11 protein-coding genes and 1 tRNA gene are annotated in these 15388 nt (G+C 30.4%); 8 read left to right on the plus strand and 4 right to left on the minus strand.

The annotated features are described in order from the left end of the window. Positions 1-111: 111 nt before the first annotated feature. The 6 genes from MSCUN_RS00850 to cfbC all read left to right on the plus strand — a co-directional run bounded on the left by MSCUN_RS00850 (position 112) and on the right by cfbC (position 5977). Complete coding sequence (locus tag MSCUN_RS00850) at positions 112-666, plus strand: flavodoxin family protein (RefSeq protein ID WP_095608935.1); 555 nt, start codon at positions 112-114, stop codon at positions 664-666. 346 nt (positions 667-1012) lie between these two features. Beyond that, the gene (locus MSCUN_RS00855) at positions 1013-1567 is read left to right on the plus strand and encodes a flavodoxin family protein (RefSeq protein ID WP_095608936.1); all 555 of its coding nucleotides are present in this window, start codon (positions 1013-1015) and stop codon (positions 1565-1567) included. Positions 1568-1617: 50 nt separating this feature from the next. Next, positions 1618-2172, plus strand: coding sequence for a flavodoxin family protein (locus MSCUN_RS00860; protein WP_245837660.1), 555 nt, complete (start codon positions 1618-1620; stop codon positions 2170-2172). A gap of 261 nt (positions 2173-2433) precedes the next feature. After that, positions 2434-3840: an amidophosphoribosyltransferase gene (purF, locus tag MSCUN_RS00865; protein WP_180738352.1), complete on the plus strand. Its 1407-nt coding sequence runs from the start codon at positions 2434-2436 to the stop codon at positions 3838-3840. A 119-nt stretch (positions 3841-3959) separates the two neighbouring features. Beyond that, complete coding sequence (locus tag MSCUN_RS00870) at positions 3960-5183, plus strand: peptidase U32 family protein (RefSeq protein WP_095608938.1); 1224 nt, start codon at positions 3960-3962, stop codon at positions 5181-5183. Positions 5184-5188: 5 nt separating this feature from the next. After that, complete coding sequence (cfbC, locus tag MSCUN_RS00875; protein WP_095608939.1) at positions 5189-5977, plus strand: Ni-sirohydrochlorin a,c-diamide reductive cyclase ATP-dependent reductase subunit; 789 nt, start codon at positions 5189-5191, stop codon at positions 5975-5977. Between the two features lie 36 nt (positions 5978-6013). Here cfbC and MSCUN_RS00880 read toward each other — a convergent pair whose 3' ends face one another. Then, positions 6014-6481: a GIY-YIG nuclease family protein gene (locus tag MSCUN_RS00880; RefSeq protein WP_095608940.1), complete on the minus strand. Its 468-nt coding sequence runs from the start codon at positions 6479-6481 to the stop codon at positions 6014-6016. 101 nt (positions 6482-6582) lie between these two features. On the opposite strand from MSCUN_RS00880, the gene MSCUN_RS00885 reads away from it, so the two are divergent. Next, positions 6583-6993, plus strand: a complete 411-nt coding sequence (locus MSCUN_RS00885) for a DUF371 domain-containing protein (RefSeq protein WP_095608941.1) — start codon at positions 6583-6585, stop codon at positions 6991-6993. A gap of 206 nt (positions 6994-7199) precedes the next feature. On the opposite strand, the gene MSCUN_RS00890 is transcribed toward MSCUN_RS00885, so the two are convergent. Both MSCUN_RS00890 and rfbD read right to left on the minus strand, forming a co-directional pair. Further along, positions 7200-7283 (minus strand) — tRNA-Leu (locus tag MSCUN_RS00890). A gap of 155 nt (positions 7284-7438) precedes the next feature. Next, on the minus strand, positions 7439-8302 hold the full coding sequence (gene rfbD, locus MSCUN_RS00895) for a dTDP-4-dehydrorhamnose reductase (RefSeq protein WP_095608942.1): 864 nt from the start codon (positions 8300-8302) through the stop codon (positions 7439-7441). A gap of 221 nt (positions 8303-8523) precedes the next feature. Here rfbD and rfbB point away from each other — a divergent pair, with 221 nt between their 5' ends. Then, positions 8524-9465, plus strand: coding sequence for a dTDP-glucose 4,6-dehydratase (rfbB, locus tag MSCUN_RS00900; RefSeq protein ID WP_211305540.1), 942 nt, complete (start codon positions 8524-8526; stop codon positions 9463-9465). 273 nt (positions 9466-9738) lie between these two features. Here the strand turns inward: rfbB and MSCUN_RS00905 are convergent, their stop codons facing one another. Continuing rightward, complete coding sequence (locus MSCUN_RS00905) at positions 9739-15243, minus strand: cobaltochelatase subunit CobN (protein ID WP_170103968.1); 5505 nt, start codon at positions 15241-15243, stop codon at positions 9739-9741. Between the last annotated feature and the right edge of the window lie 145 nt (positions 15244-15388).

The raw sequence follows: 15388 nt of genomic DNA on the forward strand, positions 1-15388 counted from the left end.
AATTATAACGATAGTTATAAAATCTAAATTATTAAAAAATTATATATATGGTATTTAAAAATATTATTATATATACAAATATAACAATAGTTATAAAATAGGTGATTAAATATGAAAATAGTAGGAATTAACGCAAGTCCACGTGAAGAAAGTAACACACGTATGGCATTACAAACAGCTTTAGAAGAAGCAGAAAGAAAAGGTGCAGATGTACAAATCTTTGATACAAACAAAATGAAGATTACACCATGTCAAGGATATAACGCATGTAAAGCTAATGGAGGAAAATGTGTAATAGATGATGAAATGCAAGACATCTATGATGCAATTAACGAAGCGGATGGAGTAATACTAGCAACACCAATTTACTGGTATAGTGTAGCAGCACAACTTAAACTTGTAATTGACAGAATGTATTCATACTACATGACACCAGCAGCAGATCAACTTAAAGGTAAAAAAATAGCTATGATCACATCACAAGGAGCACCTGGAGAAGAAGCATTTGCAGATGCACGTACAGTTGTACTTAAAGGATTTGAAGCAATTGGATTTGAAATTGTTGATGATGAAGGATTCACAGAAAACAATCAACCAGCAGCAATTGCAAATAAAGATGATGACATCAAACGTGCAGTAGCTCTTGGAGATAAAATGGTGGAATAAATATATAAATATTCTATTTAGAAAATCTAAATGATATTAACCACCCAACTTCACATCACCTCCAAAACTTTCTTTTTTAATTTTATAAATATTATTCAACTTTTTTATTTAAAATAAACTATTATCTTAAAAATCTTTTTTTCTTCGATTAGTTCCACTAAAAATTATTAAAATATTATATTTTTTAGTATTTTCATAAATTATTAGGTAAATATAAAACCTAACTATTAAAATTAGTTTTAAATAATAATTTTTCTAATTAGAAAAAGCAACTTTTTTTATACAATCTTTTAAATACATGATTTAAATATAATATTAGATACTTAATTCAAATAGGTGATTTAAAATGAAAATAGTCGGAATTAATGCAAGTCCACGTGAGGAAAGTAATACACGTATAGCAATACAAGCAGCTTTAGAAGAAGCAGAAGTAAAAGGAGCAACAGTAGAAATCTTTGATGTAACAAAAATGAACATTACACCATGTCAAGGAGATAATGCATGTAAAGCTAATGGTGGAAAATGTGTAATAGATGATGAAATGCAAGATATTTATGATGCAATTAATGAAGCAGATGGAGTAATACTAGGAACTCCAATCTACTGGTATAATGTATCAGCACAACTTAAACTTGTAATTGATAGAATGTATTCATACTACATGACACCAGCAGTAGATCAACTTAAAGGTAAAAAAATAGCTATGATCACATCACAAGCAGCTGATGATGAAGGAATATATGATAAAGAACGTATGAGAATACTAAAATCATTTGAAGCAGTAGGATTTGAAATTGTAGCTAATGAAGGATTTGCTGCAAATAATAATCCTGCTGAAATCACAAATAAATCAGATGATCTTAAACGTGCAACAGCAATTGGAGATAAAATGGTAGAATAAATTCTACTTAATAATAGTTAAAATAACGAAAAAAAATATAGGTGATTATAATGAAAATTTTAGGAATTAACACAAGTCCACGTCCAGAAAGTAATTCAAAAATAGCATTAAAAACAGCACTTGATGAAGCAGAAGCTAAAGGTGCAAATGTAAAAATTATAGACACAAACAAAATGAAAATCGCACCATGTCATGGAGACAATGCATGTAAAACTAATGGTGGAAAATGTGTAATAGATGATGAAATGCAAGATATCTATGATGCAATTAATGAAGCAGATGGAGTAATACTAGCAACACCTATCTACTGGGCAGATGTATCAGCACAACTTAAACTTATAATTGATAGAATGTATGCATACTACATGATGCCATCAGCAGATCAACTTAAAGGTAAAAAAATAGGAATTATAACATCACAAGGAGCACCTGGAGAAGAAACATTTGTAGATGCACGCGTTACAGCACTTAAATGTTTCCAATCATTAGGATTTGAAATTGTAGCTGATGAAGGATTCACAGAAAATAATGAACCAGGAGCAATTAAAGATAAACCTGATGATCTTAAACGTGCAAAAGCAATGGGAGATAAAATAGTAGAATAAAATAATAACTTTTATTTTATCTATTAACCTTCTTTTTTTTAACTTTTATTTTTTTTAATTTTATCCATCTTTTTTTTTATATAAATTCAAACCTGATTTAGAAATTTACATTTTTTCATGATCATTTTATTAAAAAATATAAGTATTATAGATAACATAACTATTAGTATAATTAAACTTTTAAACAACGATTTTTTTAAACTCATAGTATAAAAAATACTAAAAAATTTTTTTTTAACATTAGACAATATATGGAGAGACATGAAAGTGCAAAATGATTTGCAAGATAAATGTGGAGTTATAGGAGTATATTCTTATGATGACTCTGTGGATGTAGCATCATGGATTCTATCAGGACTACATACAATTCAACATAGAGGACAAGAATCAGCAGGAATTAGTGTAATAAAAGATGGAAGAACAAATACTCATGTAGGAATGGGACTAGTTTCTGATGTTTTTGATGAAGATCTTATAAACTTATTAAATGGAAATATTGGTATTGGACATGTTCGTTATTCAACAACTGGAGATTCAAGCCATGAAAACTGCTCACCTTTTGTAGAAGAAGCTGAGGATATAAACATATCAATAGCACATAATGGGGATATTGTAAACTCATTCAAACTACGTGAAGAACTAATTGAAGATGGTTTTAAATTCAAATCAAATACAGATTCTGAAGTTATATGTCACCTTCTAATAAAAGAGTACCAAAAATCACATGATACAGTGGATGCAATTAAAAAAACATGTGATAGACTAATAGGTTCATATTCACTTGTAATAATGATTAATGGAATACTTTATGCTGTACGTGATCCATTAGGTATGAAGCCATTATCTCTTGGTGGAAATGATGATTTTTTAGTTATTGCATCAGAAACTGTGGCATTTGATTCATTAAATGTTGATTATATCCGTTCAATAAAACCTGGTGAAATACTACAAATTGATGGACGGGATGTTGAAAGCTTCTTCCTTAAAAAATATGATCATACAGCAAATTGTATGTTTGAATACCTCTATTTTGCAAGACCTGATAGTATGATATATGATAAAAGTGTATATGAAGTACGCTTGAATGTAGGTAAGAAATTAGCTGAAGAATATCCGATAGATGCAGATGTAGTAATAGCAGTACCGGATTCATCAATACCAGCAACACTTGCATATTCACGTGCTACAGGAATTCCATATGCTGAAGGATTAATTAAAAATCGTTATGTTGGACGAACATTTATCATGCCAACACAACAAGATCGGGATATTGCTGTAAGACTTAAAATGAATACAGTAGATTCAATAATAAAAGATAAAAAAGTAGTTGTAATAGATGATAGTGTAGTACGAGGTACAACATCAAAAACTATTATTAAAATGCTACGTGAAGCAGGAGCAAAAGAAGTACACTTACTTGTTGGATGTCCTGAAATAATTTCACCATGCTATTATGGAATAGCTATGGCAACAAAAGAAGAACTTCTTGCTGTAGGAAGAACAAATGAGGAAATCAGGGATGAAATAGGTGTAGATTCAATAGGCTATATTAGTATTGATGGTCTTGTTGATGCAATAGGAACACCATATGAGGATCTTTGTCTTGGATGTATTACAGGAGATTATCCAACAGTAATACCTGAAGAAATTGAAGATGAACTAAATTAAAAAATTTATCCACCCTCTTTTTTTTAACTTTTTCTCTTTTTTTTTAATAAAAAGTAATATTTCATACACAAATTATTTATAAAAAGATAATTTTATTTTACCAAGGAGATGTATTATTTATGGTTGAACTACTTGCACCAGCACGAGATAAAAAGGCAGTATCAGCAGCATTAAATAACAATGCAGATAGTGTATATGTTGGAATATCAGACTATAATATGCGAGCAAATGTAGCAAAAATAAGTATAGATGATATAGCTGATATAACCAGACAATGTCATGATATGGGAAAGATGTTATATGTATGTACAAATACAGTAGTAGATGATAAACAAATACAAAAATATAAAAAACAAGTAGAAATACTAGAAAAATATGATATAGATGCACTAATAATATCAGATATTGGAATGATAAATGTAGCAAATAAAACATCAATACCAATACATCTAAGTGTACAGGCAAATACAACAAATACAGAAGCACTAAAACTATACCGTGATTTAGGTGTAACACGAGCTGTACTTTCACGAGAACTTTCTTTAGATCAGATAAGTGAAATATGTAAACATTCTCCTATTGAAATTGAAACATTTATACATGGAGCAATATGTGTAGCAATGTCAGGACGATGTTTTTTAAGTTCATACTTCTATGATCGTAATGCAAATAATGGAGAATGCCTACAACCATGTAGACAGCCATGGATGATAACATCAACAGAAGATAAACAATTAATAGTAGAAGAACATGAAAACAATACCTTGGATCATTCAAGACTTCTAAGTCCAAATGACATGTGTATGATAGAACATATTCCAGACTTAATGAAAGCAGGTATTGATGCATTTAAAATAGAAGGACGAGCAAGACCAGCAGATTATGTAGCATGTGTAACAAAAACATATAGTGAAGCAATAAAATTATATGAAGATGGATTATGGGATATTAAATCTAGAGAATTAATACCAGGCTGGCTTGATGAACTTCGAAGTGTATTTAATCGTGGATTTGACACTGGATTTTATTATCGTATACCAAGTAAGACAAGCTATGATAATAAAGCAACATATAAAAAACAAGATATAGGAATCATAACAAATTACTACAAAAAAGTTGGTGTTGCTGAAATAAAATTATGGCAAGATCTTAAAATAGGTGATGAAATAATAATACAGGGAAATAAAACAGGAAGTATAACACAGAAAGTAGAATCTATGCAAGTTGATGGAGAAAATATAGAATACATAAAAGAAGGACTCATAGGATTAAAAACAGATACACAAGTACGACAAAATGATCATGTATATAAGAAAGTAGAAATAGAAAATATGGGAGAATAAAAAAAATGACATTAAAGAAAATTGCAATATATGGAAAAGGTGGAATAGGAAAATCAACAACAGTATCAAACATAGCAGCAGCATATGATAATTCAACATTTGTAATAGGATGTGATCCAAAAGCTGATACAACACGTACATTAGTTGGAAAAAGAATACCTACAATACTTGATACAATGAGAGATAATCCTGGATGTAGTAAAGAGGATATTGTATATGATGGATATAATAATACTATCTGTACTGAATCTGGTGGTCCTGAACCTGGTGTTGGATGTGCTGGTCGTGGTGTAATTGTTGCAATGCAACTTCTTGATAAACTAGGTGCATTTGATAGTGATCCTGATCTTGTAATATATGATGTACTTGGAGATGTTGTATGTGGAGGATTTAGTGTACCACTACGTGAAGATTATGCAGATGAGGTATATATTGTAACAAGTGGAGAGTATATGTCATTATATGCGGCAAATAACATAGCAAAAGGTATCCAAAAACTTGAAGGAAAACTTGGTGGAATAATTTGTAACTGCCGTAATGTAGAAAATGAAGAAGAAGTAGTATCTGCTTTTGCTGATAAAATAGGAAGTAAAGTAATAGGTATTATACCAAGAAGTAAACTTGTACAAGATAGTGAATATAAAGCAACTACAGTAATTGAATCATTCCCTGAATCACAACAAGCTGAAATATATCATAAACTAATTGATGATATAATGATGAATGATGATATACGAACACCTCATCCTATGGATATTGATGAATTTGAGGAATTTTTCTATTCATATGTATAAAATTTAATTCTCTTTTTCATCTAACTTTTTTTTTAACTAATTTTTTTCATACCACTTATATGGCATGTAGCCTATTTTTTCATATGATTTACAACTTGACTTAATAGCTTCATCATATGTGTCAAAATAATATAAATGACTTCTACATTTACAATCAGAACAACCAAAACTTTCAATATATTTATCTGTATCTTGGCTTATTTCATTTGATATCATACATTCAATCTTTTTTGTTGAATGAGTATATATGACTTGTTCTACTTTTGTATTTTTATCAAGAAGTAGATAGTCAGCATGCCAATGTTTCTTTTTATCATCAGATAAATGTCGTGTTATACGCTTTGATAAACTTCCAAGAGCAGATCCAACATACACATAATAACCACATGAAAAATCAATATTACCACGTGCACCAATTTTTATACTACAATCATTTTCAACTTTTATTATAAGACAATAATTTCCCTTATCAGGTAGTGATTTATTAAAATTTACATTATTCATATACTCTATATTTTTTTAAATTATAGAATATAAAAATATAATATAATAATAATTTTAAAAATAGAATTTTATTTAAATAAAAGCGAGTGAATTGATTAATTATGGAATACTCATTTAAAGCATATGGACATGAAAATGTATTATCAAAACATAAATCAACATTTGAAATAACAACAGATGAACATTTAACATTACGTGGAGATTGTATAATAGGAACAAGTAGTGATACAACACTTAATGATTTTCCAGAAGAACTACGAGAAAAAATAATGACTGATGATACTAAAATTGAAATAATACTTAAAACACCAAATGCAACAGATACAATAATAGGCTATGGATCATCAGATTTAACATTAACACATCCATCTGATATGGTATGTCGAAAAAGTGATTTTACATGCAATCGTACTCTTATGATAAAATCAGATAAAGCAGCATGTGATTTTAAAAGTGAATTAATAGATGATCTTAAAAATAAGTGTGAAATGATTGTTACAATAAAAGTATAAAAAAAAGAATTTATAATCTCCTCTTAATTATTACTCTTTTTTTCAAACTTCTTTTTCTTTTTTTTTAATAAAATAAAAGAGTTAATATTAAAATAAAATTAGTTTTATCAATAAAAGTTAATATTTTAAAAAAATAGTATGTTATCTAAAAAGTGAAATTATTTATTAATGAAAAAATTAGTTAATTTATTTAATAATAGTTAAAGTGCGGGAGACGGGAATCGAACCCGCGAAGAGACTACCTCAATAGGCCCTCAACCTATCGCCTTTGACCGCTCGACCACCCCCGCATATAAAATAGATATAAGTTTATTATTATATTGGATGGATTTTTAACCAATAATTTTGTAGTTCTAAATAAGAACTATTATAAAGTTTGATCCTTATAGTATATAAACATTTTGGTTTTATATGAACCAAATTAAAAAAAAAGTGAATGATGAATTTATAACTCATCATCAGCCATACGCTTTAAAGACTCACAACATGTTTCCATCCTAAAGTCTAATTCATCTTCAATCTTTTTAACATTTAATGATGAATCACGTGGTCTTGGTGCTTTTTGAACAAATTTATCTGATGTAATAGGGTTTATAAGATCACTATCTAAATTAAATGCTTCAGCTATTTTAAGTGTAAAATCATAACGACTTATAAGATCATTTCCTGCTGTATGATATACACCTGTTTTATCACTTTTTGCAAGCTTAAAGAGTGCTTCAGCTGCATTATCAGCATATGTGGGAGAATTTATCTGATCTGTAACAATATTAATACTATTACCTTTTCTAAGTTCATCAATTACCCATGTTGTAAAGTTTGATCTTTGATGCCATCCATAAAGTACACTAACACGTCCAATTGCATAATTATCTGTATTTTGTTTTAATTGTACTTCTCCATCATATTTAGATTTAGCATATATTCCTAGTGGATTTGTAGCATCATCTTCTTTATAATTTCCTTTCTTTCCATCAAATACAAAGTCTGTTGATACATATATTATTTTCATATTATTTTCATCTGCTATTTTTGCAAGATTACCTGTTGCATCAGCATTAATCTTATATGCTTGATCTATCTCATCTTCACAAAGATCTACATTTGTCATAGCAGCAGCATGAATAATTACATCTGGGTCATATTTCATGATTGCTTCATATGTTTCATCATGATTTGTAATGTCACATTTAACAGTATCTGGAGTCTTATTAGAATTGTGTGAAAGAATAAGTTCATCATCAGGATCTGCGACAGTAGCAAGTCTTTCACCAAGCAAGCCACTACCACCTGTTATAAAGAATTTCATAATAAATACTATGTTAAATTCAAATATAAAAAAATATTTATTAAAAGATATTCACTTTACATCTATAACTAAGTATTTTAATAAATTCAAAGATAAATAAAACATAATAAACTATATCTTTAAAACAAATAAAAAAAAATTTAATTCCACATAAAGTTTGTGAAAATTATTAGAAAGATAAAATAAAAAAAAAATATTAAAGGTGAGATACTTTGAAAATAATGGTAACAGGAGCAGCAGGATTTATAGGATCAAACTTCGTACACTACATAGCAGATAAATATGACGACTATGAAATAGTAGTACTTGATAAACTAACATATGCAGGAGATATGCATAATCTAGATAATGTAGATGTAAAATTCATAAAAGGAGATATTGCATCACAAAAAGATGCATCAGAAGCAATGAAAGATGCAGACTATGTAGTAAACTTTGCAGCAGAAACACATGTAGATAAATCAATCACAGATCCAGCATCATTTGTAAAATCAGATGTACTAGGAACACAAAACCTACTTGAACTTGTACGAAAATATGATGTAGAACGATACATACAAATATCAACAGACGAGGTATATGGTAGTATACTTAATGGATCATTTAAAGAAACAGATAACATAGACCCATCAAGTCCATACTCTGCAAGTAAAGCAGGAGGAGACCTACTAGTATCAGCATACTATAAAACATATGACATACCAGTAATTATAACACGTAGTAGTAACAACTTCGGACCTAGACAATTCCCAGAAAAACTAATACCACTATTCATCCTAAAAGCACTAAAAGATCAACCACTACCAGTATATGGAGATGGAAAAAACGTACGAGACTGGATATATGTAGAAGATAACTGTGCAGGAGTAGACACAGTACTACAAAAAGGAAAAATAGGAGAAGTATACAATATTGGTGGAGGAAATGAGAAAAACAACCTTGAAATCACAAAGATGATACTTGAAAAACTAAATAAACCAGAATCACTCATACAACATGTAGATGATCGTCTAGGACATGATAGACGCTACTCACTTGATGCAACAAAAACTCAGAAACTTGGATGGAAACCAAAATGGACATTTGAAGATGCAATGCAAAATACAGTAGATTGGTATAAACAAAATGCAGAAAGACTATATCCAAAAGTTGAAACACTATAAAAAGTTAAAAATTCACCTTTAGATTTTACCTCCACACCACCATTTTTTTTTATCATATTCTTATTTTTTCCTAAATAAAAAGAAAGTTAAAAATTAGTTCTATTTTTAAAAATAAAAGTTTAAACTCCACATCTATAAAAAAAATAGAAAAAAGTAATCTTATTTTAAATTAAATATTTTTTATAAAAAAAAAGAAAAAAAGTGAAGGGGAAATTTTATTTAAACATTTTTTCAATTTGTATAATGATCTTATTTTTTGTCTAAAACACTATCCTAGTAATCTCGTGGACTTCGTTTCATAAATCCAGCAAAGAATATGAATGCTAATACTACTATTGCAATAATATAACCTAGTGATATTTCAGCTTGAGATGAAGCTTTTTGTCCACCTTTAGCAGAAACTTCCATTACAGTAGCTGTTGCACTTGTAGCTCCAGCACTAGCTGCACTAGCTTCTCCAGAACTTGCTTCTGCAGAACTACTATCGGATGATGTTGCTTCTCCAACACTACTGTCTCCACTGTTTGTAGAGTTTCCTCCACCATTAGCTTGTCCATTTTGGTTACTTGAACCTGTTGAACTACCTTGGCTTCCAGTTCCATCATTAGTTCCACTTCCATTAGCTGTACCATTGGAAGCTGAATTACCACTATTATCTGTATTACCAGAACTATCTCCACCAGATTGTGAAGCATCACCAGTCATTTGACTAATTGCACTTCCACTAGCTGATGAGCTTCCTGATCCTTGGTATTGACCTTGCATTCCTGAAACTCCATTATCAGCAAATCCTTGGAAGTTTTCTCCACCAATTTCTGTTCCAGCTGATGATCCTGAACCATCTCCGCCAGGTCCATCTCCAGCACCTTGACCTGAGTCACCAGTACCGAGAACTGTTCCAGTATTTGTAGCTGCATAGTATTGTTGTGAATATCGTTCTAAACCTTTTACACCAAATTGTGAACCTGTTTTAAGTATCCATTCATGAAGATTTACATTACCACATGTGTGGTGACAACATGCAACACCATATTTATTAGCTGCATTTACATATTTTTGAATCATATCTCGTATAAGTGTATTATCATTAGTTTTCCAATAATTATTCATAGCCATAGTCATTGTCCAACCAAGGATAGATTGTACAGAAAATGATTTATAATCTGCATCAGCTATTATGTATTCACTATATACCATTGTTTTAACAACATTTGTGAATAATTCAGCACTTATTGCACCTGTGTTATTTCCACGGTTTGTTTGGTGTATAGCTTTACCATTTTCATCTTCAGCATAGTTTTGTGTTGTGAAGATGGTTTTTATCATGTTTTCGAAGTTTTGTGCAAGTTGGTTCCATCCACCAATGGATGATGTAATCATTTGTAGCCATTGAGGGTTGGTTATTGTTCCCATAACTTCTTTTGAAACTTCTTGTGACATTGTACTTGTTACAAGATTGTTTTTATTACGTATATCAAGTAACATAGTGTTTGGTGTAGCACCATGAACGTTAGCTGCATTTAGTAATCCTCCAAACCAGTCAGTATAATCATCTGAATCTAGATATCTCCAGGTACTGTCTAAGTTTTGAATTACAAGATCAACATTTGAAAGTAAGTATACAAATGATTCTTTTTGAGCTGATTTAACAACTATTTTACCATTTTCTACAGTCCATGCATTTGAAATTCTTGATTCATATACACTTGCTGCTTCATAACTTACACCATCTTTTGAATCCTGCCATGATGCGATGTTGTTTAGAAGATCTGATACTCCTGTACCTTCAAGTTTTGGACCATCAAGTCCAAAGAGCCTGTAGATTGAGTCATCTTCTTTTAAGTGTTTTATGACGTAGTTATCATCTTCACTTTCATTTAGTTGACTTACCATGATGGTTGCATTATACATAAGTCCAATCCAGTATGGGTTATTTGTAACTATTGTTGCAAATGCATCTATTCTTGGACGTTGATATACTACTCCATCAATTGTTATTGTAAGTTCTTCAAGTGGTATTACTTCAAGACCTATTACTTTTCCACTTTGATCCCATATAGGACGTGTTCCAAGTAAGTATAGGAATTGTGCAATACTGATACCTTCTGTACGTAGTACTTCAGTACCCCATATAACTTCTGCAACCATTTCAGGATATGTATCTTCACCAAGATCTTTCATGTATTTTTCAAGTAAACCATCAACTGATGTTACAGCTGATGCATATGCTGCCTTACTAGGCATTTTTGTTGTATCACTTGCATACATTGCACGACCTGTTGGTATTACATCTGATAATGATGGGTCTCCAGATAAACCTGGTTGTACATATCCACCACTTAAAGCTCCAAGTATGGAATTCCATTCCATATTGTCTCGAACTCCATCAATGAATCCTTTAATTTGCATTAGATCTTCATAGAAGCTACTATTTTCTTTCTGGTTAACTTCACCTGCAATTGTTTTAACCATTGCTAATGATGTGTCAGCTGAAAGTCTTGTTACAATATTTTGTAATGTGCTTTCAATTGCTTTTTGTTGTTCAATGAAGCCTGTATCTTTTACTTTTTTATAGTAATCTCCATCAAGATTATAGTATAATTCCATGATATGTTGTAGTACTTGTGTTCTTGAAGATGCTATGGTTGTTATACCTTGAACCATTTCTGTATCATTCCAAATATATCCAAGTGTGTGCATACCATATGTTATTGTATCTCCACTTAAACTTTCAATTGTTGCATGAAGTGTTGATAGCCATTCATCAAATGCTGTATCACTTGTTACATAATCATACATTTTTTCTGTAAATTCATCAAAGGACATGTTATTTTTCAGTGTGAAATTATGATAACTGTTCATTGATTTATTTAGACTTTCTGATAAGTTTAAGATTGAACTACGACTTAAATCTATTAACATTATATCATGCATTTCTGTTGCATATCTATATTGTGTGATGTTATCTCTCATCTGCTGGAATTTAGCAGGTGGGAAACTACTGTTTGTTGAAGTAATATTTAATATTTCTTCTTTGTAGAATTGCATATTACTTGTATCATTAATTTTTTTGTTATTATCATAGTTTGCTATAGCATCACTTAGTTGTGAATATTCACCATATAATGTTGAAGCTGTAGTTACAGGTGTCATGTGTGTTATTACTTGTGCAAAGCTTCTGTCTTTTGCTGTCATACCTTCCCCAGGGTTTGATACAATATATGGATAAATAATAGGTACTTCTGTTAGCTGGAATGTCCAATCTGTTTCTTGAAGTCCAAGTGTACGTCCTGGAAGCCATTCAAGTGTTCCGTGTGTACCCATACTTATTATAGCATCTGTTGAACTGTTTTTTCCACCTTTAAAGTAGTTATAAAGGTATTTGTAGAATGCTACATATTGTTGTGGTGGTGCAAGTGTATCACTGTGGTAATCATTTACTGAATCCCAACCCCTTGCAGGTTGTGATGTTATAAATATATTTCCAAAGTAAAATCCTGGAATGAGTATGTATGATTTATTATATATCATTGATCCATTACCAAGTCCTGTATTCCATGATTTGGTAAGTTGTAGTTGAAGATTTTTAGGAAGTGAGTTAAACATTTCCATAAATTCAGCTTTTGATATTAACTGATGATTTTTTCTGAGTGTGTCAAAGTTTTCCTTTACATATGTATTAAGGAATCCCATTGCCCATCCACCTTTGTTACCAGTGTCTATCATCATGGTTGTTAATTCTTCTGCTGTTGGAATATCTTCAATTTTCATTCCAATATTATATCCACTTTGTGCTAGTTTTACAAGTAAATCATGTGTACTTGTAAATACATCAAGATATGATGCTCCTATGTTTGCTTTACCTGGTGGGTAATCATATACGACAATTGTAACTTTTTTGTCTTTATTTTTCTTATCTTTAAGATTTGCCCATCCATTTACAAGCTGAACATGTTTTTCTACACTTTTGTTAATAATTACGGTAGAACCATTAGTTTCAATATATGATATTGGTATTGGTCCTATTATTCCTTCAAATTGTGGTATTGTTACTTGATATGTCCATTCTGATTGTGGTCCATATTCACTTTTATAACTTTCTTTACTAATTCCACTTAAAGCATTAAGAATTGTGAAATTCATTCTTGAATATGCTTCAACTGTACTGTTAGTTGTCATTTCTGAAAATGATGTTGACCAACCATATAGTGAACTTCCTGCACTAATTCCACGTTTCATGTTTTTTGATGCAAGTTCAAGTAGTTGTGTCATTGAAGGTGTTGTTGTTGCATATTGGTATAGACAAAATGCTGCTCTTCCTTGTTTTTCAAATTCTTGAATTAAAGCTTTTACTTCTGGGTTTGTTTCATAGTAGCTTATAATTACAACGAAAGAACCTTTGATGTTTTTATTTTTATTATACCAATTTTCAAAGTCTTTAAGTACAGCTACTGGATCTTGATTTTTAAGTATCCATTTGTTATAATGGTTTACCATCCAGTTTAAACTTCCAGCTCCATCTGCATTATATCCTGGATCTTGATGAATCCATTGATTGATAAGTTTTGCACTAGGTGATGGTACTGTTTTTGTATATCCTGGGTAGGAAACTCCCCATTGTGGTCCTGGCATAACTGGAGTATTACCATTTGTTGTTGGATTTACTTTACTTTCACCCATAAGATAGTATATGTAGTTAAGTAAGTTTTCCATATTTTTATTAATAATTGTTCTATTGGTTGTAGCTTCTGCTTGCCAATATGATCCAATATAGGTATTTTCAAGAGAATGTGGATTTCCTCCAACAAATCCCCAGTTAAGTGATTGAAGCATAGCATCATTAAATATACCAAATGTGTATGCTACCATCTTATTTTTTGAAGCAGGTGATTCACGTATTAGACGTGCATCTACTGCAAATCCGAGACCTTGACTGTACATGTCGACTAATATAAAGTTTGAATACTCTAACATCCATTGGTCTGTTTTATCATATGAACTATTTAGTGCATATGATTCTATGAATAATACACGATCACTTAAGTTTTTAAGTGCTTTTATTTTATTCATTTGACCTTCTGATGCTCCTGCACTACTTGTTATGAATGCTATGTCTGGTATGAATACATGATCCATTAGAACTGATTCATTTGTTATTCTAATTTCTTCTTCACCTTTAAGGTAAGTTCCATATTCATATGTTATTTTATAGTATCCTGGTGCAAGATTACTCATATTATATTGACCAAATTCATCAGTTTTTTGTGATTTGATAAATTTGTCATTTGAATAGTAGAGTGTTACTTTTGCATCCTTTACTGCATATCCGTCTTCTTCGCCACCAGCAAATTTACCTGTGGTTTCATTTAGTACTTGGGAAACATTTCCATAAATACTAAATTTTTTGGTATCGGTTTTAACAATTTTTACGTCTTTATTTTTGATTTGGTTATTTTTTGTTGTGTTGTTTTTTTCGTTAGAATTGGTGTTTTCTTTGACTATTTTATTGTTTGTTGATTTAATATTTGATCCGGTTGTTGCTTCTTGTTTTACAGTTTTCATATTAGAACTTTTAGTAGTAATTTTCTTATTACTAGTTGTTGGTTCTTTTTTAACTTCTGATGTGACAGGTGTTGATGTTACATCTGCTATTTCAGAAGGAGTTATTTGTTCAACTGTTGGTAGTTGTGTTATTGTGTCTGTTGTTGGGTTTATTTGTGTATCACTATTAGTTGCGTTTATTGTTGTTGCACAAATCAAAATTATAAAAATCATCATACATAATGAAAACACCTTGTTTTTCATCATATATAACTCCTTTTAGTTTTTAAACTGTATTTGAAAAGCTTTTTATAACTAAAATTTTATTTTTTTTTTAAGTTAAAAATTAATCAAACACTGAATTAATATTAAATTTACTTTA

It is taken from the genome of Methanosphaera cuniculi (genome assembly GCF_003149675.1).
Classification (GTDB): Archaea; Methanobacteriota; Methanobacteria; order Methanobacteriales; family Methanobacteriaceae; genus Methanosphaera; species Methanosphaera cuniculi.

Coding starts and splice junctions, on each gene's coding strand:
- MSCUN_RS00905 (WP_170103968.1), bottom strand. CDS start 15,243: ATGATGATTTTTATAATTTTGATTTGTGCAACAACAATAAACGCAACT.
- MSCUN_RS00870 (WP_095608938.1), top strand. CDS start 3,960: ATGGTTGAACTACTTGCACCAGCACGAGATAAAAAGGCAGTATCAGCA.
- MSCUN_RS00855 (WP_095608936.1), top strand. CDS start 1,013: ATGAAAATAGTCGGAATTAATGCAAGTCCACGTGAGGAAAGTAATACA.
- cfbC (WP_095608939.1), top strand. CDS start 5,189: ATGACATTAAAGAAAATTGCAATATATGGAAAAGGTGGAATAGGAAAA.
- MSCUN_RS00880 (WP_095608940.1), bottom strand. CDS start 6,481: ATGAATAATGTAAATTTTAATAAATCACTACCTGATAAGGGAAATTAT.
- MSCUN_RS00860 (WP_245837660.1), top strand. CDS start 1,618: ATGAAAATTTTAGGAATTAACACAAGTCCACGTCCAGAAAGTAATTCA.
- purF (WP_180738352.1), top strand. CDS start 2,434: ATGAAAGTGCAAAATGATTTGCAAGATAAATGTGGAGTTATAGGAGTA.
- rfbB (WP_211305540.1), top strand. CDS start 8,524: ATGGTAACAGGAGCAGCAGGATTTATAGGATCAAACTTCGTACACTAC.
- MSCUN_RS00850 (WP_095608935.1), top strand. CDS start 112: ATGAAAATAGTAGGAATTAACGCAAGTCCACGTGAAGAAAGTAACACA.
- rfbD (WP_095608942.1), bottom strand. CDS start 8,302: ATGAAATTCTTTATAACAGGTGGTAGTGGCTTGCTTGGTGAAAGACTT.
- MSCUN_RS00885 (WP_095608941.1), top strand. CDS start 6,583: ATGGAATACTCATTTAAAGCATATGGACATGAAAATGTATTATCAAAA.